Source organism: Bradyrhizobium sp. CSA112, from assembly GCF_029051645.1.
GTDB lineage: Bacteria > Pseudomonadota > Alphaproteobacteria > Rhizobiales > Xanthobacteraceae > Bradyrhizobium.
Genome location: NZ_JAACFS010000029.1, coordinates 1 through 18,761 on the forward strand (window position 1 = coordinate 1; position 18,761 = coordinate 18,761).

The window sequence follows — 18,761 nt, forward strand, 5'->3', positions numbered from 1 at the left end:
CGTCGATGCGGTGACGCTGGAGGATGCCAGGAAGGCGGCGCAGCGGCTGTGGGGCCAGGGTCTGCTCACCGTCATCGTCGGCAGCTCCCCACTGGCCGCAGCCCAGTCGACCACCGCGCCATCGGCCACGACGCCGCCGCCAGCGGCAGTACAGCCAGGCGCCGCGCCATCCGCCGCAACGCCGGCAACACCCAATTAACTTTGTGTTCGTGAGGTGACATGCGCTCTGAACTTCTTTTTTGCGGCCGCGACAGCTGCGGTCGCGGCAAGCGATGCCGTCAATGCGACGGAACGTCCGCAGGAGGTGTTTTCAAAAACCTCTGCCGGTTGGGAACCGCAAGCTTGCGGGGATATCTGCGTCGTCTCAGCCAGGATATCCTGTCCGCGCCGACTGCCTGACCAGATCTCTTAAAGTGACACATAATTAATTGACCGCGTACAATCATCTTGGCGCGAGGCCAACATAGCCTAGCCAAGATAATCGACGCCGGCACAGAAGGGACGCCGCCAAGTGCTCCTGCCACCGGCGGCATCCCAAAGGTCTGTTTCAGCGGGGAGGGGCATGGCTCTGCCGCAAGCTGGGCTGTGGAAACGCCTACCCGGTGGGGGAATCCTCACCCGAGTATCCAGGCCAGAGGCTAGGGTCAAGCGACGGGTTGAGACGAACAAAATCCTCTTCTCGCCACTCGGCTGTGTGGGGCACAGCTAGGATAGAGAAGGTTGTCGGTGAGTCCTCGCTCGGCATGAGTCCGACGGTTCTTAGCACGTTGAGCTGGGCGTTCGAGGCCGTTTGGGGACAGAAGACCCAGTACTCGCTGGCGCGACGTCCGTTTTCCATGACGAAATTTCCGAGTTCCAGTGGCGCATCCCCCGTGGACGACGATGGCCCGGCTTGTGATGGCGCGGCAGGCGATGGCTCGGCCTGTAGCAGCCTGGGTTCGAGCTCCTCCCAAACCGGGTCCTTATCGCGGGCTTCCGCCAGCGACTGAGCAGGCGGCTGCTGCGAGCTGGGCCCGTTCGCCGGCGGCCGAGGATGGCTCGGCTTGCATCGGACCGGGTTCGACCTTCTGCCAAATCAAGTCCTGATCGAAATCTGGGGCTTCCGCCAGCGATGGAGCAATCGTCTGCTGCGAGCTGGGCCGCAGCAAACTTTCGCCGGCGGCCGGTAATGGCCCAGGGGGGCCGCAGCCGGCGTACGCAGATCATCGTCCCAACTCAAATGTGACGAATAGGGATGCTCGGCCTCCAAATGTGGCGAATAGGCTTCCCCCTGCGGCACTGGCGACCACGCAGCATATGGCGGGGGACTATCTTGCAACTCGCTCAGCTGGTGCTCAAAGCCCGTTGGATCCTCGGGCGGTGGCGGTGAGGCGGGCTGTGGGTCCGTGTTCAGTGGGTCGATTGAGTTGAAATCCATCCTGTTCCTCCTTCACATGGAGCGGCTCGAGCCATTCTTTGAAGAAGGCCACTTGCATCGCGACTACGGAGAACCACTGAGAACTCTCGCCTTGAGCTGCAGCCTCCAATCTGCCGGCAACAATGGCGCCAACCAGGTTTGCGGTTATTCCGAGCATCGGGTGCCCCGACGTTGCATGACGGTGGATAGACGGCATCGCCGTCGAGACATCCGCGCTCTCATGCTAGGAGGGTGAGCTTTCGAGAAGCTGACGAGCATCAGAAGGATTCAAAATGAGCCAATGGAGACGGCATTGACTTCCGCCGAAAGCTGCCGCGCATTCTAAATTTCATCTCTGGCCCGGCGCAGGCTCGCGCACGATGCTGTCCTGACGCGGCGCGTCGGAAGAATAGGGGGCTTCCGGTCGTCCATCGCGAACGACCGTGGTTGAGGAGCCACGAAATAACTTCAGCACCGATTCCCGCGACTGCTTTTCGACCGCAGCGTGCGGCCGCGCCTGCGCCTCCGCTACAAGGCCGTTGAGCGTTTGGTCCAAGAGCGCGATGAAGCGTGGTGGACCAGAAACCAGGACGAGGCCATCTCCTGGTGCCGGTCTCACAAGATAGCGCTCGTCGGAGATATTGAGTGCATCGAGGGCCGCTTTGAATGCATCGAAGCTGATCGGCTTCAACACAAGCAGACGACTTTGCGCCTCATTTGCAGCAGATACATACAGCACGAGCCCATCGTAGTACCATTGAAGATTGTAGAGATTGGTCAAACGGTCCAGGAACTCGCGCGGTGGCAGATCTGGCATGCGCCCGCGAATCCGACCCTTCACCTCCGCGCTGACGTTCACTCTGATATTGAGGTTGTTACCGAATTCCAGCAGTGCGGCAGACAGGTCCTGATCCAGAACCGTGTAGCTATAAGGTGCCGAAGGCAGCGAGAGCGGAGCCCCAAACGCCGTGAGTACCCCGGAGCAAAGGAAAACTCCTGCGCCCGCAACTCGGTTCAAAATGTTCAGGATCGTGCGTCGGCTTAGCATTCCCAAGTCCCTTCGACCTGAGAACAAGTATTAAGACTTCGCCCAAATTGGAAGCCAAGCGTGATCTTTAAAATGGCCTTATGGCTCGCATGTTCGTCAGCTTGCGGTCAGCTGGCCTCTTTACGGTATTGACCATCAATTCTTAACAAGGGCGATGTCTCATCGCAGCCCAAACCAATGACACCTTCGATCATGCTAGGCGCTACGCCGATCTCTCTGAAGCCTGCCGACGGTCTGTCCGGGCTCTGCCAGCCGGCAGCCATCGGCCAGCAGAGCCAGTTTCAGCAGACTCTTCTGCACGTCGCTTCGACATCAGACGCTGCCTCCTCAGTTACCGATAGAGCAGCGTCCGTTCCTGCGGTGTCAGAGGTTCAGCGTGCAGCAGTGCAGGCGAGCCCGCCTGGCGAGCGCGTGCTCCAGGCTCTCTCTTCGATGTATCGGAGCAATCCCATTCCTTCTGCAACGAGCGGCGGTGTGACCGCCATTTCGAAGACTGTTCAACCTGGGCCGGCCGCTCAGCCGCTTTCGCGGTCGCAGCTAGTCGGGGCGAGCCCCGCGGGCAAGCCGGAAGGGGTGCTCGACTTCGACGCGATGGTTGCGGGTCTGCGGGACGTTTACAAGGGTGTCGTGGAGGTTTCGCTTGTGTCCAAGAGCACCAGCGCCGTCAGCTCATCTTTGAACAAATTGCTATCGGCGGGCTGAGTTCGTTGACGTCTGCTTTCATCTATGGACAAAACGGCCATGCCCGCCTAGCCGGTCAGTGGTTGCGTGTTTTTGCCGTGCTGTCGCTTCTCCTCCCCTTGATTGGCTGTAAGGCCGATCTCTACACCAAAGTGCAGGAGCGCGAGGCCAATGAGATGCTTGCTCTCCTGCTTAGCAAGGGCGCCGATGCGGTCCGTGTTACTGCCAAGGATGGGACCAGCACGATCCAGGTCGAAGAGAAGCAGCTAGCCTTTTCGATTGAGCTGCTAAATCTCGAAGGGTTGCCGCGCCACCCTTTCAAGAACCTCGGCGAGGTGTTCAAGGGATCGGGCCTGGTTGCCTCGCCGATCGAGGAGCGCGCCCGCTACGTTTATGCCCTGAGCGAAGAATTGTCGCGCACGATTAGCGATATCGACGGCGTCATATCCGCGCGTGTCCACGTTGTTTTGCCAAAAAATGATCTATTGCGCCAGGACACGATGCCATCCTCAGCGTCGGTGTTCATTCGACATAACTCCAATGCAAAGCTCTCGCTCCTGCAACCGCAGATCAAGATGCTGGTCGCCAACAGCATCGAGGGCCTATCCTATGACAAGGTGGTGGTGGTCTTTGTGCCGGTTGAGCGGGCTCCGCTTGAGCAGCCTGCCCCGCGAGCTGCGTCCGCTCAGTCGACCAAATCCATTTCAGACCCGCTACTTGCGGCCGGTATCGGAGGAGGCGGCGCTGCGATTGGCCTTCTGTGCTACATATTCCTGGGCTCTCGTATGCATCAGCGCGCCCAGCCGTCGCGCGCGCGATCCAGACTTGGCAACCGTTCGAACACGCCCGCTATCCCGCCTCCCGGTAAAAAGATCACCTCCGACAAGGCATAGGAGTGCGCAGATGCCCATACCGCTGCCATCCTCCGGTTCTCATACGTGGTCCGAATCGACCTCTGAGGGGCTGCGCGAGCTTGCTGCCTCGACCCATCTGACCCGATTTGCTGCCCGTCTTGACGGGCGGCTGTCGGCTTCGACTTTGGTCCGGCTACAGAAGAGCTCAAGGCTGCAGGTAAGACTTGCTGAAATGCTGCTTGGTAATGAAATGGACTCCAACGGCTGTAACTGGGGAACTGATCTTCTGCTCGGCCATGATCCGAATAGGGCTGCTTTGCTTGCCGGCAGTATCTGGCATGCTCGCTCGCTCCTAAAGCTCGTCTCAAAGCAGCATCTCGCGATTCTGCTCGGGCGTATCGGGGCAGAAGCGCACGCTTTCGGTATCCGGAACTTGGCCAGCGCGGTCGCAATCACCGCTACCGCTGATCCGGAGCAACTTTCGCAACAGATTGAACACGATGGCCATGCCTGCCTAGGTGCTTGGCTCGACGAAGCCTCGGCACTTGATCGCACGCGCGTGCTGTTACGCTTGCCCATGGGCACTGCTGCCGAGAATCCAGCGGCCGAACACCGCAATGCCGCGGGCCCAGTGCTTTCCTTGGTGATCGCACATTTGTCGAGGGAGACGCCACGGCATGACAGCTGATGACCCGGGACTGCCGGTGGCTCCCGAGATACGGCCGCTCGGGCCTCTCATATCGGCGGCCGAGATCGGGATCTGGTGCGATGCCGTAGAAGCGCGCGCGGCTGCCGAGCGGCATCTGCAACGCGTTCGCGGCTGGGGACGGACAGCTTATGAGCGGGAGCGGGCGCGTGGCCGTGCGGATGGCTTCAAGAGCGGCGCCGAGGAAATGTCTCGGCTGATTGCGCAGGCTGCTTCCGCACTTGCGCAGCGAAAAGCCATTCTGGAGCAGGAGTTGCCGCAGCTCGTCATGGAAATCGTGAGCGATCTGCTGGGCGCGTTTGATCCAGGCGAGATGCTGGTGAGGACCGTTCGTCACGCGATCGAGCAAAAATATGGTAGCGCGGAAATTTGCCTTCATGTCTCTCCTCTGAAAACCGATGCGCTAGCGCGCGAGTTCGCTACGTACGATGGACAGGAGGGCCGGCCGAAAGTGCGGGTTGCTCCGGATCCGGCTCTAACGACAGAGCAGTGCGTGTTGTGGAGCGAATTTGGCAATGTGGACATTGGAGTTGCCGCGCAGCTGCGGGCTCTACGCCTTGGCCTGGATTTGCCATCAAAGGAAGACGGGCCATGACCACATCAGCGACCGATGCGGCGGGAGAGAGGAATCTGCACGCCGCGCTATCGTCTCTGAAATCTACAGCAAAGCATATCGACACGCGTGCTGTACGAGGGCGGATCACACGGGCGGTCGGCACCTTGCTCCATGCCGTCTTGCCAGAGGCGCGTATAGGGGAGCTTTGCCTGTTGCAGGATCCCCGCACCGGATGGTCGCTCGAGGCCGAGGTGATCGGCCTATCGCAAGATGGGGTATTGCTCACTCCCATTGGTGACATGGCGGGCTTATCCAGCCGAGCAGAAGTGGTCGCGACCGGACGAATGCATGAAGTTCCGGTCGGCCCCGATTTGCTTGGCCGGGTGATCGACAGCTTCGGCCGTCCGATCGACGGAAAGGGTCCAATCAACGCCGCTCAAACTCGTCCGCTGCGCGGCAAGGCCCCCAACCCCATGACAAGGCGCGGTATCGAGCGAACATTCCCACTCGGCGTCCGTGTCTTGGATGGGCTTCTAACATGTGGCGAGGGGCAGCGGATCGGCATCTACGGAGACCCAGGGTGCGGTAAGTCGACGCTCCTGTCGCAGATCGTAAAAGGCGCGGCTGCCGACGCCACCATAGTCGCGTTGATCGGTGAGCGCGGTCGTGAAGTGCGGGAATTCATCGAGCAGCACCTTGATGAGGCAGCGCTTCGACGCACCGTCGTTGTCGTTGAGACCTCCGATCGTTCGGCAATGGAACGAGCGCAATGCGCTCACATGGCGACGGCAGTCGCCGAATATTTTCGTGATGAAGGACTTCGCGTCGTCCTGATGATGGACTCATTGACGCGCTTTAGCCGCGCCATGCGCGAAATTGGCCTTGCGGCAGGAGAGCCGCCGACGCGGCGCGGCTTTCCGCCATCGGTTTTTGCGATGCTTCCTGGCCTGTTGGAGCGTGCCGGCATGGGCGAGCGCGGCTCGATCACGGCCTTCTATACTGTGCTTGTCGAAGGCGACGGCTCGGGTGATCCAATCGCCGAAGAATCACGAGGCATTCTTGATGGCCACGTTGTTCTCTCACGCCTTTTGGCTGCGCGCGAGCATTTTCCAGCTATTGACGTATTGTCAAGCCGCAGCCGCGTGATGAATGCGGTCGTCTCTGTGTCGCATCGAAAGGCGGCTTCCTTCTTCCGTGATCTGCTCTCCCGCTACGCCGAGGCCGAGTTCTTGGTGAAGGTTGGCGAATATAAGCAAGGCAGTGATCCTCTGACAGACCGGGCAATTAATTCGATCGAGGAGTTGCGGAAATTCCTGCGTCAGGGCGGAGACGAGGCGTCAAGCTTTGAGGAGACGGTCACATGGATGTCGCGTCTGACCGCGTGAATCGCGTCCATGCCTCGAAATTGCGGCTAGTGAAGGACATGAGACAGCGGAGCGCCCTTCGTGAGGTGTACAACATGGAAGCCAAGCGCCGCACCGCGTTTCAAGCGGTGGAACAAGCTGTCCGGGATCTTGCAACGGCCGAGAAAAACCAAGCGGCGCTCGAAGCGGAGCTTTACCGAGAACTGGCATCTTTTGATTCGCTATCTGTCGAAGAGCTCGATCGTCGCTGTCACATCGTCATTGGACGGCTCAAAACTGAGATCGCAGGAGCACGCCGAACGCTTGAGGAAGCGCGCGCCGCTCAAGAGCGGGCCGAGACGGCGGTCTTCGAGGCGCGGACCACTTTGACCAAGTGCTCGGCGGCGAGTCACAAATGGCAGAAAATTGAAGGCGACGTTCAGCGCGCGAGTGATGCCCATTCAGAGGCGGAAGCCGAGATGGAGGCGGATGATGAGGTTTTGCTTCGGTATCGCAGTGGTTCGCGTACTCACACGGCTAGCTACTGAATCTGATGGCTTCTTCTATGCTAGGGAAAGCGCCTTGTCTTGTAGACGCGCCTGTGACCATGGCTACGGGTGAACAATCGGGATTTAAACCGGCGCTAACCCTGTCCCCTGCGGTCGTCTCTTGGCTCAACGAGATCGCTGCTGCCCGCAAGCCTCTGCAAAGCCGTCTCCGCGATAAGCCGCTATCCGTACGGATGGAACGGCTTGTCTGGGAGCCGGAGCCGTGTGCCGTATCGATGCTCGACTGCGTTTGGGCCATCGGACATGAAACAATCATCTTATCGTTGGCCCGTCCGGTTGTAGAAGGGCTGATCGCGACGGTGCAAAGTGAGCTTGGCCTACCTGCCGAGCCCACTCGTTCGCTCCTCGTCGAATTTGCACTCGATCCGTTGCTCGATCAACTAGAGGGTCTGACACAACAGAAGTTGCAGCTGATCTGTTTGAGCGAAGCAACGGCTCGGGGTCCTTATCTGGAGCTCGAAATCACCTACCGCCCATTCAAGGGAAAAGCGCGCCTGCTCCTGTTCTCACCTCTCGATGGTTCAGTTCCACCCGCGTTTCGGGCGTTAGGCGGACTGCTCAGGCAGCTGCCGCGAGAGGCACGCCAGCTTCCCCCAGAATTGCCTGTCATCGTTAAGGGAGAGATCGGCTCTCTCCGTGCGACGGTTGCGCTGCTAGGGAAAGCAAATGCAGGAGACGCTCTATTGCCGGACGTAATACCCTTGGCCCGTGGCCAAGCCATCCTCAACGCGGGAACCTTATGGGCTCCGGCACATGTTGCAGAGGATCGCTTGATCGTGCGAGGGGCATTCCGCCTCCAACCACATCCCCTGGAGTGTGCACATATGATGACTCAATCCGAAAAACCCCGGCCGCCATCTGAAAGTGATCTCGACAACATCGAGATTACTCTTGTTTTCGAATGCGGCCGCTGGACTGTCGCACTCGGAGCCTTGAGGGATATCAGCGAGGGACATGTGTTCGAACTTGGCCGGCCGCTCGACGGACCGGTTGATATCCTTGCTAACGGCCGCCGCATAGGCCGCGGGGACATCGTAAGCATCGGCGGGGAGCTTGGCGTCAGGTTGCGGGGCAGGTTGGCCGTCAATGACTGACATTCAACCGGGAATTCTTGGACTCCTTGCGCTCACAGCCGGCCTTGGCCTGCTGGCGTTCCTAGTCGTAACAAGCACTGCGTTCATAAAGGTGTCCGTCGTGCTCTTCCTCGTTCGCAACGCGCTCGGGACTCAATCTATCCCACCGAACCTCGTTCTATATGGCGCGGCGCTGATCCTGACAGTTTTCATTAGCGCGCCAGTGATTGAACAGACCTATAATCGCCTTTCTGCGCCACAACTCCGCTACCAAACAGTCGATGATTGGCTGAGCGCTGCAAAGGAGGCGCAGGAGCCGCTGCGCGGGCATCTGAAGAAGTTCACCGCTGACGAGCAGCGCCGTTTCTTCTTGGCTTCAACCGAACAGGTCTGGCCCGAGGACATGCGCGGCAACGTGAGCGCCGATGACCTGGTCATTCTGGTGCCATCTTTCCTAATTTCAGAACTCAAGCGTGGCTTCGAAATTGGGTTTCTTCTCTATCTGCCCTTTATCACCATCGATCTGATTGTAACGACCATCTTGATGGCCATGGGTATGTCGATGGTTTCGCCAACGGTGATATCCGTGCCTTTTAAGCTGTTTCTATTCGTCTCAATCGACGGCTGGTCGCGGCTCATGCACGGGCTGGTGCTCAGCTACACAACGCCGGGAGGTTGAGCATGGATGAGGCAAGCATTCTCACTCATATGAGCCGGTCACTTGTGCTCTTTATGATCTGGGTTCTGCCACCGCTTATCGCGGCGGTCGTTGTCGGCTTAGTTGTCGGCATCATGCAGGCGGCAACGCAGCTTCAGGATCAAACTTTGCCACTGACTGTGAAGCTTCTGGTCGTTGTCGCGGTGATCGCTTTGTTCTCTCCAGTGCTCAGCGCCGCGCTGATCAAGGAAGCAGAGCAGGTATTTACCGACTTTCCCGCACTCACAGCAAGTATTAGCCGACGTTAGATGAACGTCCCCTCATTCACCGAGACGCAAACTCTGATCCAGGAGGCGATCGAACTCGTGCTCGCAGCCGGGCTCGCGGCAGCCCGCGCCCTTGGCATTATGTTGGTCCTTCCCGTGTTTACGCTGCCGCGCATTAGGGGGCTGATCCGCGGCTGCGTGACCTTTGCGATGGGACTGCCATGCCTGTTGCAGATCAGGCTCGGCTTGCAGTCGCTGGATGAGGGCTCACGACTGATCAGTGTCACGCTACTCGGTTTGAAGGAGGTGTTCGTCGGCCTGCTCATCGGCTTTTTGCTCAGTATTCCGTTATGGAGCATCCAGGCAGTGGGTGAGATCATCGATACCCAAAGGGGGATTACGAACCCTGTTGCTTCCGATGATCCAGCCACGCGTGGCCAGGCTTCGGCGACGGCGGTTTTACTCGGTACCACTGCGATTTCGATTTTCGTTCTAGCCGGGGGATTGGAGAATATGATTAGGGGCCTTTATGGCAGCTATTTGATCTGGCCCGTGTATCGGCTGATGCCTAGCTTGACCGTGCAAGGCGCGATGGCATTTCTGGGGCTTCTCGGTCACATCATGTATACGGCGCTACTGGTCTCTGGCCCCGTGTTGGCATTCCTGCTGCTACTCGATGTATCGGTCATGATACTCGGGCGGTTTGCGCCGCAACTCAAACTGAACGATGTCTCTCCCACCATGAAGAATCTGGCGTATGGGATAATCATGGTAAGTTACGCCACCTTCCTCGTCGAATATATGGGATCGGAGATCAGTCAGTCCAACACCGTGCTCGAGTTGTTCAAGAACCTCCTTAAATGAGTGGCTCGAGCGAAGAGAAGAACCTCCCCCCCACTCCCAAGAAGCTAAAAGATGCGCGCAAGAAAGGGCAGAGTCCGCGCAGCACCGATTTGGTCAGCGCAGTCAGTGTGTGCGCCGGTTTCGGCTGCCTCTGGTTAAGAGCGGGCCTCATTGAGACCAAGTGGTATGAAACGGTACGGCTAATCGACAAACTGCAGGGGCAGCCGTTCACAAGCGCGGTCCAGCAGGCGCTGGGCGGCTTGATCGAACTGTTTCTTGCGGCCGTTGGTCCATTCCTCGGGGCCGGTGTTGCCGCTGGTATTCTAGCAGGGGTCCTTGCCAATGGTGGATTAAACGTCTCTTTCGAGTCCTTAAAGCCGAAATTCGAGAAATTGGATCCCATGAAGGGGCTCAAGCGGATTGCGTCTAAGCGGTCGCTCATTGAACTCTCGAAGTCGCTTCTTAAGGTGTGCGTTCTCGGCGCAAGCTTGCTACTCACGGTTATCGCAAGTTGGAAGGCGCTGGTATACTTGCCAACCTGCGGTAGGGGGTGTCTCAACTTCGTGTTCATTGAGATCAAATTGCTGACCGAAATTGCTGCCGGTGCTTTTCTGATCGCCGGATTGGCCGATCTTCTGATCCAGCGCTGGTTGTTTTTACAGGACATGCGCATGACGGAGACTGAGGCCAAACGCGAGTCCAAAGAACAGCAGGGCAATCCGCAGGTCAAACGAGAACACCGTCGCCTTCGTCAGGAGACGGCGAACGAGCCTCCGCTTGGCGTCCATCGCGCTACATTGATAGTGACAGGACAAGCGATCTTGATTGGGCTTCGCTACATTCGTGGCGAGACCGGCGTGCCGATCGTGGTTTGCCGTGGTGAGGGCGAACTTGCCTCACGACTGCTTTCTGAGGCGCAGTCGCTGCGCCTCAGCATTGTCCAGGATCCAGCCCTGGCGCGGCAGCTCATCCGGAATGCCAGGCTGGGCAACGTCGTTCCTGGGAAGTACTTTGAAGGGGTTGCGAGAGCACTCTATTCCGCCGGGCTGGTCTAGACATTGCTTATGGCAGCAATGATTGCGCCATCCGGCGCGCTATCGAGGCGACTGTATATCCCTCATCGCCGTTGATCCGGCTTCTGGCGAGGACCTGTTGCCAATTCCATCTTCCAAGTCGCTCTTGTTGCGTCGCCCCATGGACCCATATGTGGCAACAGGAATGGCGGCACGATCACCTTTTGTTGCCATGACTGCTCTATTGTCCAGCAGGTCGCTCGGATCGTTGACCATGACGCCCAGATTGTTGCGGATTGAGCAGCCTAGCGTCTGGTCGAACGAATTATCGTTAACCGAAGGACCAATGATCGAAAGGGACGGACATACGGGAGGACGTGCTTCATAGACAATGGCCTCGATTCGCACCGCGAAGCCGACAGGCCGGTCGATGCGAGGGCCGAACAGGCGGACGTTGTAAGGCGTGACGCCCATTGCGCGGGCCTCGCTGGCTACCTGCGCGGCGAGCCGGGGCGAGCCGGTGATATCGAGATGGAGCGCATCAAACCGACCGTGACTGGCGCCGGCAATTAAATCCCTCAGTCGATACCGCTCGAGGCCACGAAGGCTCTGCAGCACCAAGACACTGTTCTGCTGCTGCACCATGCTTGGTTGTTCAGCCGGCCCCGTGTTGATCAGAGCAGTGCTTGTGCAGCCGCCTAGGCTCGCCATCAGAACGAACAGATGGGGCAGGGCTCGTAAAGTCATTCGACGATCCTCATTCGATAACAAAGCCGGCGCCGCCTGTCGCGCCTGGTACACTGGTGCGTGGAGCGTCGCGGCCTCGCGGCGGGCTTGCCAACGTGTTCGTCAAGGCGCGCCCCATATCTGAGGGCGGTCCGATGCGGTCGGCGGGGGCGCTCATCCGGTTCGGGTTCGATGCTGGCCGCACGATGTAAGGCGTGACAATAATAACGAGCTCCGTCTCCTGCTTTTGAAAGGACGAAGAGCGAAACAGTGCACCGAGAATGGGCAGGTCGCCTAACCAAGGAAAAGTACTGATATCCGTGCTGAAGTTACGCCTGATTAGCCCCCCTATTGCGAAGCTTTGTCCGCTCCCAAGCTCGATAACGGTCTCCGCACGCCTCGTAGAGAGGGCAGGCACGGCCATACCGTTCACTTGGACCTCACCTACTTTCGAAATCTCGCTGACCTCAGGTTTCACGCGGACATTGATTTGATTGTTGTTAAGAACAGTCGGGACGAAGTCGAGGCTCACTCCAAAGTGACGAAATTGGATCGAAACCTGTCGGTTGTCCTGCATGACCGGAATTGGAAATTCGCCGCCCGCCAGGAAGCTCGCGGACTCACCGGACATTGCGGTGAGATTCGGTTCAGCCAGTACGGAAGCGAGGTGCTCGCTGGCGAGCGCGTCGAGAACAGCGCCGACGTTGATAGTACCGGCGCTGAAGCCGATACCTACCTTGCCGCCGCCGCTAGCCGTGCCGGAACCAGCACCTTTACCGCTGCTAAAGAAAAAAGTGCCATTCTGACCCAAAGCGGAGAGGTTGATGCCGAGCTCCTTCATGGCGCTGCGTGAGACCTCCGCTACGCGAACGCTCAGATTGACCTGTAACGATCCGGCGACCTGAATTTTATTGAAGACCAGCGCACCCGGACCGAGAAACTGCTCTGTGACCCTCACGGCAGTGGCGACGACATCGGCATTGGGAGCCGTACCGTTAAGGATCGCGCCGCGGGGGGTATAGCTGACTTGGATCGGATAGTCGCCGACCTGGGCCTTCAGCATGGCACGCAGATCCTCGATCGGTTGCGTGACGACAACACGCAACTCGGCGAGAGCTTCCCCATTGGCGTTCAAAGCGAACAGGCTGGTCCGTCCGGACTTCTTGCCAAAGACGAAGATGGTCGTGTTCGATGGCGCTTGATAATCCGCGATCGTGGGGTCGGCAACAAAGATGCTCGCCGCCGGCCCGGGCAGATGAATTGTCTTGCCGAGCGAGGAGGAAAGGTCCAGCGTCCCATTGATGCTGCTAGGAGCCGCGCGCGGCGGCCCCCCTCTAGCGTCGCGCGTCGTCTGAGCTGCGGCAGTTAGTGGCGATAGCAAAGCGACCGCGCACAGGAGGTGGGAAAGAGAAGGACAAACGGCAGACCACAGGGCGCTAGCGACGATCGAGCGTCGATCGCTGCCACCTTCATTATCAAGAGCGATCTTCAAGGTAGTCTTTGCTTTCAAGTTCGATCGACTACGCGGCCGATGCCGCGCTGTTCAATTCAAGGATATAGCCGACGCCGCGTGCGGTTGTGATCCGTAGCGTCGCACCAGACTGATTCAAATGACCGCGCAAGCGATAGATTGCGACTTCAAGTGCATTGGTAGAGACCTCGTTGTCAAACGCATAGAGGCTATCCTCCAGCGACGCGCGTGGCACGGCGCGGCCTGCGCGGCTGAGCAGATGCTCAAGAATGCACACTTCGCGGCGTGCAATCTTTAGGGGCCGACCACCAACTGAAACTTGCCGGGCGATCGGATCGAATTTTAGATTACCAAACACAACGACGGGGGCTGTCATTTGCGTTGATCGCCTCAGAATGGCTCGCATCCGAGCGATGAGTTCATCAGTAGACACGGGCTTGGGCAGAAAATCGTCTGCACCACCATTGAAAATGGCGATCCGCCTACCGAGATCATTGCGGCTGCTCATCACCATGGCAGGCATCAAATGTCCGTCGCGTCTCAACCGCTTCAGCCAGTCCAGGCCGTTTCCATCCGGTAGGGCCAACTCGAGCAGGAGAATGTCGTACTTGGCGTAGTCGAGAGCGGTCGCCGCCTCATCCAGCGTGCCCGCCACATCAACGGCGAAACCGCAATCCGAGAGCGCTCCTTGCACAGCGCGCGCAAGGTCCGCATCATGATCAACCAGTAGCGTTCGCATTTCATTGCCTCTTCATGCCAAAACTACCAAGCAGATCACCGTCGACCATGAAGTCGGGCGAAATTGAGTTCTCCAGCTTCAACGTAAACGTCGGGAGACGGTACCGACTAAGAAGAGCAATGTTGCCAACGGCCAACATCGCTCCGCCCATTGCCTGCCGATTAGCAATTTCGGCCGTTTGCTGTGGATCGCATGCGTCCTTGACAGTCAACGTGGTCTTGATGTCGGGAACCAGGCCAGAATCAGCCAGAGCATTGAGCGCTGTGGCAGGACCCTCGTGCATCTTCGCGCCAATCTCGGCAGTGCTTCCGGTCATCGGCTCGGCGAGCGCATTGCCAGCACGCGCAATCGAAACCAAAGCACAAGAGAGAATGGCTGGATTGGCATCCGAACTGATACGAGACATTTGGAAGCTCCCCATGTTGCCCTGACTCTGCGGTGAGTCTTGCTATGCCATCGACCTGTGAGGTCGTTTGGTCATAGCAAATGCAACCTTGAACGCGTGAAGACAGATCGCACCCCCGCAGCGGGCCGATGCTCTAGATGCCGCTAACGTGGGACGAAACAACCAATGCGCCGCGGGCTATGAAAGATTGTCTCGGTGGGCGGTGACGTGCATCGGGAGCACGAGAAAACCCGGCATTTAGACAGATCCAACGCGCCCGCTTGGCTGTGGCCCATCTGGCACACCGAAGAATGGCGAGTCCGTCCCCGCAGCGGCGTTATCAAGCATGTGGTTCGGGTGGTTCCGCCGCCTGCATTCCACCTCTCGGGACGAACGGCGGCGGATACCGAACTTGGACTCAACTTCATTTCCCCTCCGACAACGGGAACGCGACGACAGCGAGTACTGCTCTTGAGCTCCTCGTGCTGTTGCAGCCTCAACTTGGCCGGCGCGGGTACCCCGTCCGGCGCGTAGGCTACGTTGCCAACAGGCTTTCGAGTGGACTGATCGAGGAGCGTGACGGGGTCGAGCGGTGTGGCCCTACGGGTTGGAGACATTCGCAATTCTTGCTACCTGTCAGGAAGTGTTGCGCGCGACGCATTGTCGCGACTGGTGTCTGAAACCCTACAATCTGACGCTACGTGCGATTCAAGTCCCTTCGAGAGCTCGTTGCATGAGTATTCTAAAAATCGCAGGCTTGCTGAGGCAGCCACCATGGGAAATCGGATAAAAAGCACCGCGACGCATCAAAACAGCAAATCATCTTACGCGAACCAGAGGGCCTTCGCTGGCGCCGAGACTCATCATTCGTGGTTATCTGGACGGAAAATCGATGCCTGTCATTCGGGTTTGAGACATTTCGCGCTTTTTGCTATCTGTCAGGAAGTATTGTCGCGACCTGTGTCGGAAACATTACAATCTTACGCTGCATACGATTCAAGTCCTCCGAGAGCTCGTTGCGTGAAGATAAGCGGCCAAACCCCCTGACGCTCGATTCATACTCTCGTCCGACGTTTGCCGTCTTATATCCGGTGACGTCGTTCGTGCACCGACGAAAATTGATAAGCCCGTTCGCATGGGTGAGAGTTGCATCACTTCACCCGAGATAAGCAAGGGGCGCGACGTTCCCTGACAGCTCACCACCATGTGTCCGAGCTATGGGCTCAATCGGTGCCCGGCATAGTTCTTTATGGCTCGCATTTCCCAAAGCGCGTCGGTTACGCGCTTGACGGTGCGCTCTTCATCGGTGGCAATTGTCGAGGATCGTGGTTCCGCCCCTAGGCCCGTTCGAGCTGATTCAGGATCGGGGCTGATTAGGAAGCTGCGGATGCCAGAGCCAGCCATGAAGGCAGGCCGCCTCTCAAGAAGAGCGGCCAAGGTGCTGCGAGCTCATCAAAGTCATCACAATGAGTTTCTGGCGAGGGTGGTTGCGAACGATGGGCGCCACAACGAGATAGAGTGACACGGGTTTAGGTCCATCGACGCGGGTACAACCACGGCGCAGCCTGCGCATCGCAGTCGCGCGCGTCCCAGCCCAGAGATCGGCGGGTCAGAGGGAAAGGCCGCGTTTGTGCCCAAGGCTCAACGCTGCCGGGACCGGCTATGCCGCTCACGTAGTTGCTCAATTCGCGCTCGAGCGAAGGGCAGGGCACGAGCTGAAACCGAGAATGATGCCATCATGGCAAAGCGCCCCGAGGCGATCGACAATCTTCGGCGATAGATCCCCCGCAATCTACCCACCTGCATCAGCGGGCAATACGCAAGGCCCATTTCCTCGGCGAGACGGCTTCCGGTGTCGAGCTCACGGCGGCGCGGGCGCTCAATCAGGTTGAGGCCAAGCCGGACCTTGTCGCCGTGGCGGTGGGCAAGTCCAAGGTCTGCCAGCACATCGATCAGCCGCTCGAGTGCCGCGCGGACCTTGGCAATAAGTAAGTTGAATTTCGCGATCGCCATTTCCTTTTATCCAAACGCTCATATTGCGCAGCGCATTTCCCGTTGGTGCCCCTGGTGCGAGCAAGCCTATGCCGCCGGGTGTGCGGTAAAACTTCCCCCCATGCGCCGCCCCGCTGACCCGAGATTGCAGCCCAAGCGCGTTCTTCAACCAGCTTCAGGATAAACACGAACGCGTGAGCCGCCGTCCGTTTCCAGCAACTCGGCCCTGTAAGGCACGCCGCGGATGTTGATATACGTCGGGCGCCCCGCTTCCGGCATGAGGTGCTCCCCCTCTAGTGCACGGACAAGGTAAGGCGGAAGCCAGCGTTCGCGGTGCTGCCATCCCCCGCGGATAAGAAACCCAAGATCAGCTATGGGCTGCCGCGATGGCCCAGCTTCATTCATCGGCCTCGCGCGAGGATGATGGATGAGACGAACGTCCCTGTGCTCTCCCGGCCCAAACGTGGCCGAGTAATGCTCACCGTTGATCGCGAACTGGCTTGGGCCGAACTGGTTCGGCATGAGATTGATGTTACTCAGTACATCGATCAGGACGTCCGAGGCCGGTTGGGAGCCGTGGTGCCAGCCCTCGCCGACGATAGATCCGATATCCAGCCGCTCCTGAGGGGCCCCTGATGGCCCAACGAACGACGGCGGTCTGGCGAGGTCAGGCGCCGGCACAGAGTGAGCGTCGTCACGCAATTCATACGGTGTGGGCGGATTCAAATTAACCAGCGGCTCAAGACCGCCGTAGACGTCTGACGAGGGACGCCTCGCAGATGATAGTGACGCGGGTTCTTGCATCTGCTCTCTAAACCAATCCCAAGCGCCCGCGCTCGGGGTGGCTGGCGTTGCCGGAAGCTCCTGAAGCGAGCGCGGTTGCGGGCCGCGGTGCGGTGTGAACGAGGATGACGCGGGTTCTTGCATCTGCTCCCTAAACCAGTCCCAAGCTCCCGCGCTCGGGGTGGCTGGCGTTGCCGGAAGCTCCTGAAGCGAGCTCGGCTGCGGGCCATGGTGCGGTGTGAATGTGGACGACGCGGGCTCTTGCATCTGATTCCTAAACCAATCCCAAGCTCCCTCGCTCGGGGTAGCTGGCGTTGCGGGAAGCTCCTGCGGCGACCCGGGCTGCCGAGCGCCTTCCCCGGCGAGCGGACGCGCGCTCTCAGGAGGAGGTAGCCCCAGCGCTCTGTTCGCCTCGCGGACTTGCTGGTAGCGCCGAAGCCTGAGCAAATCGGCGTTAATTTTGGTGTCCGCGGTTTGGTTCCTATACTCCTCAACATCTTGGGCCAGCCCATTGTCATTCAGTCGGCCAGCCATGGCCCCTTTTTCGCGCGTTTGCAGCCAATCGCTCAACCTGGAAAGGCGGCGAGCCTGTCTATCGACAGTCTCCGGCTCAATCCTGCGTGTCGCCTTTTCCGCCGCGGTCCACATGTCGATGAGGGTTGCGTCTGCCGGATAAGGAGCCAAGCGCCGGATATCGGCTGACAAGGCCTTTCCGGCGCCGACGTCCCGGAGCTTTTTCAATGCCGCTTTGATGCGCCCGCTGCGATCCTTCGCATAGGTTTCCACATCGTCATCCAACCCAGCTTCCAGCTCAGGGTTGCCAATTCGATCCGCGATTGATGGCCTCCCGTTCTGGCTAAGTCGGCCGCTCAAATGGCGCAGATCGGCTATCGCATTTTTGATGGTGCCGTCGCCCAGTACTTTGCCGGTGCCGTCGTCCCGGGTGACCTTGGCTTTGCTTTTGAAGTCCTCAAACAGCTCCTCGTCCTCCTCAGGGACCCCGCGTGTTCGGCCGGGCTGCTTGGCGTAATCCACGCGAAACTTCGTTGAAAAGACCTCTTGCTGAGCCGTGGAGCCGGACGGCTTTTCGCTGCGACTCGTCCCAAACGCCTTTCCGACACCTGACTTGATACGCGACCACAGTCCGCGATCCTTGCTGTTCTTCGTCTGAATCGCGGGCCGCTCCTCAGATGGCAAAGTGTAGCGCGCACTGCTGAACATATCATCCCGCAAATTGGACTGCGGCGGTACTTGGGCCGAATCTCGAAAGTGAGCTCGGGGGATGTCTACGCTGTGGCGCGTGCTGCTGAACGAGGTGTCCCTCAGCCGGGAGTGTGGCGGCATCCGCACCGAACCGCCGAAGTCAGTGCGCCGGATTCCTCCATCGCCCTTTGCGGGACTCTCATCAGGCGAACTAGACCTTGCGGAGCTCTCATCAGACGAGTTGAGTTGTAACTCGTTCATCTGCTGCTCAAAGCTAGCTTGCTCCCTCGTGTTGCCCGATTGCTGCCCCGCGCGCGACTGTTGATAGTACGCTTGTGCGAACCCTTCCACATCAAAATCAAACAGGTTAAAATTGTTATTCGTTCGCTCCATGGCACCTCACATCCCACAGCAAAGCTCGTATCTGGCGCACGGTAGGGTGATCGAGTGAAAGCG

The 18,761-nt window shown here is 58.9% G+C and carries 18 protein-coding genes and 2 pseudogenes; 12 read left to right on the top strand and 8 right to left on the bottom strand.

What is annotated here, in order from left to right; translation table 11 throughout:
* Window positions 1-199, top strand: a pseudogene (locus GWE18_RS31400) (insulinase family protein); the annotation flags it as partial.
* Between the two features lie 1,546 nt (window positions 200-1,745).
* Here the strand turns inward: GWE18_RS31400 and GWE18_RS31405 are convergent.
* Window positions 1,746-2,444: a secretin N-terminal domain-containing protein gene (locus GWE18_RS31405; protein ID WP_156434089.1), complete on the bottom strand. Its 699-nt coding sequence runs from the start codon at window positions 2,442-2,444 to the stop codon at window positions 1,746-1,748.
* A 177-nt stretch (window positions 2,445-2,621) separates the two neighbouring features.
* Here GWE18_RS31405 and GWE18_RS31410 point away from each other — a divergent pair, with 177 nt between their 5' ends.
* The 11 genes from GWE18_RS31410 (at window position 2,622) to GWE18_RS31460 (ending at window position 11,048) form a co-directional block, all read left to right on the top strand.
* Complete coding sequence (locus GWE18_RS31410) at window positions 2,622-3,146, top strand: nodulation protein NolB (RefSeq protein ID WP_275189597.1); 525 nt, start codon at window positions 2,622-2,624, stop codon at window positions 3,144-3,146.
* A 62-nt stretch (window positions 3,147-3,208) separates the two neighbouring features.
* Entirely contained in the window at window positions 3,209-4,018 is an 810-nt protein-coding gene (gene sctJ / locus GWE18_RS31415) for a type III secretion inner membrane ring lipoprotein SctJ (RefSeq protein WP_275189656.1), read from the top strand.
* A 10-nt stretch (window positions 4,019-4,028) separates the two neighbouring features.
* Window positions 4,029-4,667 (top strand): nodulation protein NolU, encoded by a 639-nt coding sequence (locus tag GWE18_RS31420; protein WP_275189598.1) that lies wholly within the window; start codon window positions 4,029-4,031, stop codon window positions 4,665-4,667.
* Entirely contained in the window at window positions 4,657-5,280 is a 624-nt protein-coding gene (gene sctL / locus GWE18_RS31425; protein WP_275189599.1) for a type III secretion system stator protein SctL, read from the top strand. The genes GWE18_RS31420 and sctL overlap by 11 nt, the downstream gene beginning before the upstream one ends.
* The gene (gene sctN, locus GWE18_RS31430) at window positions 5,277-6,626 is read left to right on the top strand and encodes a type III secretion system ATPase SctN (RefSeq protein ID WP_275189600.1); all 1,350 of its coding nucleotides are present in this window, start codon (window positions 5,277-5,279) and stop codon (window positions 6,624-6,626) included. The genes sctL and sctN overlap by 4 nt, the downstream gene beginning before the upstream one ends.
* The gene (locus GWE18_RS31435; protein WP_275189601.1) at window positions 6,602-7,132 is read left to right on the top strand and encodes a YscO family type III secretion system apparatus protein; all 531 of its coding nucleotides are present in this window, start codon (window positions 6,602-6,604) and stop codon (window positions 7,130-7,132) included. The genes sctN and GWE18_RS31435 overlap by 25 nt, the downstream gene beginning before the upstream one ends.
* Window positions 7,133-7,191: 59 nt before the next feature.
* Window positions 7,192-8,247 (top strand): type III secretion system cytoplasmic ring protein SctQ, encoded by a 1,056-nt coding sequence (gene sctQ / locus GWE18_RS31440; RefSeq protein WP_213254876.1) that lies wholly within the window; start codon window positions 7,192-7,194, stop codon window positions 8,245-8,247.
* A complete protein-coding gene (gene sctR, locus GWE18_RS31445) occupies window positions 8,240-8,905 on the top strand; it encodes a type III secretion system export apparatus subunit SctR (protein WP_108523099.1) in 666 nt (221 codons plus the stop codon). Before sctQ ends, sctR begins: the two co-directional genes overlap by 8 nt.
* Before the next feature lie 2 nt (window positions 8,906-8,907).
* On the top strand, window positions 8,908-9,192 hold the full coding sequence (locus GWE18_RS31450; RefSeq protein WP_108523098.1) for a flagellar biosynthetic protein FliQ: 285 nt from the start codon (window positions 8,908-8,910) through the stop codon (window positions 9,190-9,192).
* Window positions 9,193-10,014 (top strand): type III secretion system export apparatus subunit SctT, encoded by an 822-nt coding sequence (sctT, locus tag GWE18_RS31455; protein ID WP_108523097.1) that lies wholly within the window; start codon window positions 9,193-9,195, stop codon window positions 10,012-10,014. It begins immediately after the preceding gene.
* Window positions 10,011-11,048, top strand: coding sequence for an EscU/YscU/HrcU family type III secretion system export apparatus switch protein (locus GWE18_RS31460; protein WP_275189602.1), 1,038 nt, complete (start codon window positions 10,011-10,013; stop codon window positions 11,046-11,048). The genes sctT and GWE18_RS31460 overlap by 4 nt, the downstream gene beginning before the upstream one ends.
* Window positions 11,049-11,087: 39 nt before the next feature.
* Here the strand turns inward: GWE18_RS31460 and GWE18_RS31465 are convergent, their stop codons facing one another.
* The 7 genes and pseudogenes from GWE18_RS31465 to GWE18_RS31490 all read right to left on the bottom strand — a co-directional run bounded on the left by GWE18_RS31465 (window position 11,088) and on the right by GWE18_RS31490 (window position 18,698).
* Window positions 11,088-11,753, bottom strand: coding sequence for a CpaD family pilus assembly lipoprotein (locus tag GWE18_RS31465; protein ID WP_275189603.1), 666 nt, complete (start codon window positions 11,751-11,753; stop codon window positions 11,088-11,090).
* 10 nt (window positions 11,754-11,763) lie between these two features.
* A complete protein-coding gene (locus GWE18_RS31470; RefSeq protein WP_275189657.1) occupies window positions 11,764-13,179 on the bottom strand; it encodes a type II and III secretion system protein family protein in 1,416 nt (471 codons plus the stop codon).
* Window positions 13,180-13,252: 73 nt separating this feature from the next.
* Complete coding sequence (locus GWE18_RS31475; protein ID WP_275189604.1) at window positions 13,253-13,942, bottom strand: response regulator transcription factor; 690 nt, start codon at window positions 13,940-13,942, stop codon at window positions 13,253-13,255.
* Between the two features lies 1 nt (window position 13,943).
* Entirely contained in the window at window positions 13,944-14,348 is a 405-nt protein-coding gene (locus GWE18_RS31480; RefSeq protein ID WP_275189605.1) for a hypothetical protein, read from the bottom strand.
* A gap of 1,116 nt (window positions 14,349-15,464) precedes the next feature.
* Window positions 15,465-15,737, bottom strand: a pseudogene (locus tag GWE18_RS42380) (conjugal transfer protein TraG); the annotation flags it as partial.
* A gap of 231 nt (window positions 15,738-15,968) precedes the next feature.
* Window positions 15,969-16,340: a DUF3363 domain-containing protein gene (locus GWE18_RS31485; protein WP_275189606.1), complete on the bottom strand. Its 372-nt coding sequence runs from the start codon at window positions 16,338-16,340 to the stop codon at window positions 15,969-15,971.
* A gap of 144 nt (window positions 16,341-16,484) precedes the next feature.
* Window positions 16,485-18,698, bottom strand: a complete 2,214-nt coding sequence (locus GWE18_RS31490; protein WP_275189607.1) for a hypothetical protein — start codon at window positions 18,696-18,698, stop codon at window positions 16,485-16,487.
* Window positions 18,699-18,761 lie beyond the last annotated feature (63 nt).

Coding starts and splice junctions, on each gene's coding strand:
- GWE18_RS31405 (WP_156434089.1), bottom strand. CDS start 2,444: ATGCTAAGCCGACGCACGATCCTGAACATTTTGAACCGAGTTGCGGGC.
- GWE18_RS31410 (WP_275189597.1), top strand. CDS start 2,622: ATGACACCTTCGATCATGCTAGGCGCTACGCCGATCTCTCTGAAGCCT.
- GWE18_RS31420 (WP_275189598.1), top strand. CDS start 4,029: ATGCCCATACCGCTGCCATCCTCCGGTTCTCATACGTGGTCCGAATCG.
- sctL (WP_275189599.1), top strand. CDS start 4,657: ATGACAGCTGATGACCCGGGACTGCCGGTGGCTCCCGAGATACGGCCG.
- sctN (WP_275189600.1), top strand. CDS start 5,277: ATGACCACATCAGCGACCGATGCGGCGGGAGAGAGGAATCTGCACGCC.
- GWE18_RS31435 (WP_275189601.1), top strand. CDS start 6,602: ATGGATGTCGCGTCTGACCGCGTGAATCGCGTCCATGCCTCGAAATTG.
- sctQ (WP_213254876.1), top strand. CDS start 7,192: ATGGCTACGGGTGAACAATCGGGATTTAAACCGGCGCTAACCCTGTCC.
- sctR (WP_108523099.1), top strand. CDS start 8,240: ATGACTGACATTCAACCGGGAATTCTTGGACTCCTTGCGCTCACAGCC.
- GWE18_RS31450 (WP_108523098.1), top strand. CDS start 8,908: ATGGATGAGGCAAGCATTCTCACTCATATGAGCCGGTCACTTGTGCTC.
- sctT (WP_108523097.1), top strand. CDS start 9,193: ATGAACGTCCCCTCATTCACCGAGACGCAAACTCTGATCCAGGAGGCG.
- GWE18_RS31460 (WP_275189602.1), top strand. CDS start 10,011: ATGAGTGGCTCGAGCGAAGAGAAGAACCTCCCCCCCACTCCCAAGAAG.
- GWE18_RS31465 (WP_275189603.1), bottom strand. CDS start 11,753: ATGACTTTACGAGCCCTGCCCCATCTGTTCGTTCTGATGGCGAGCCTA.
- GWE18_RS31475 (WP_275189604.1), bottom strand. CDS start 13,942: ATGCGAACGCTACTGGTTGATCATGATGCGGACCTTGCGCGCGCTGTG.
- GWE18_RS31480 (WP_275189605.1), bottom strand. CDS start 14,348: ATGTCTCGTATCAGTTCGGATGCCAATCCAGCCATTCTCTCTTGTGCT.
- GWE18_RS31485 (WP_275189606.1), bottom strand. CDS start 16,340: ATGGCGATCGCGAAATTCAACTTACTTATTGCCAAGGTCCGCGCGGCA.
- GWE18_RS31490 (WP_275189607.1), bottom strand. CDS start 18,698: ATGGAGCGAACGAATAACAATTTTAACCTGTTTGATTTTGATGTGGAA.